This window comes from Gemmobacter lutimaris (assembly GCF_003570715.1).
Taxonomy (GTDB): domain Bacteria; phylum Pseudomonadota; class Alphaproteobacteria; order Rhodobacterales; family Rhodobacteraceae; genus Gemmobacter; species Gemmobacter lutimaris.
Genome location: NZ_QXXQ01000055.1, coordinates 1 through 765, shown reverse-complemented (window position 1 = coordinate 765; position 765 = coordinate 1). Strand labels below are relative to the sequence as shown.

1 protein-coding gene is annotated in these 765 nt (G+C 63.1%); it reads right to left on the bottom strand.

From position 1 onward, the window contains the following. Window positions 1-22 precede the first annotated feature (22 nt). Window positions 23-765 (bottom strand): IS5 family transposase gene (locus tag D2N39_RS22430; RefSeq protein ID WP_233557393.1). Its coding sequence is split into 2 segments (ribosomal slippage), with 744 coding nucleotides annotated over them: window positions 23-456 and window positions 456-765; the frame shifts between segments, so codons are not numbered across the junction. This gene is flagged as partial in the annotation.

Here is a 765-nt window from a genome sequence, read left to right as displayed (position 1 = left end):
TAGGGTCAGGACCCATTGATCGTCAAAGCCAGAAGATGACGGTTGCAGCGAGGGCGACTGCTGACAGGAAGACCTTGGGGCATCTGTCATAGCGGGTGGCGACGCGGCGCCAGTCCTTGAGCCTGCCGAACATGATCTCGATCCGGTTGCGGCGCTTGTAGCGGCGTTTGTCATACGAGACGACCTTGCCGCGCGACTTCCGACCAGGGATGCAGGGCTTTATCCCCTTGTCTTTCAATGCTTCCCTGAACCAGTCCGCGTCATACCCCCGGTCCGCGATCAACCAGTCGGCGGCAGGCAGGCTGCCCAGAAGCGCCGCTGCGCCGGTGTAGTCGCTAACCTGTCCCGCCGTCATGAAGAACCGCAGTGGGCGGCCCTTTGCATCCGTGACGGCGTGCAGCTTCGTATTCAGCCCGCCCTTCGTGCGCCCGATCAGACGGCCGCGCTTGTCGTCGGGCCCCCCTTTTTTGCCCGCAGGCTCGAAGCCGTGCGGTGCGCCTTGAGGTAGGTCGCGTCGATCATGACGACCTTCTCCTCGCCCCCTTCGCAGGCCAGTCCCACCATCATCCGGGCGAAGACCCCCATGTCACCCCACCGCTTCCACCGGTTGTAGAGGGTCTTGGGCGGACCATACTCCCGGGGCGCATCACACCACCGCAACCCATTGCGATTGATGAAGATTATCCCGCTCAAGACCCGGCGGTCGTCGACCCTCGGCTTGCCATGGCTCTTCGGAAAAAACGGCCTCAACCGCTCCATCTGCTC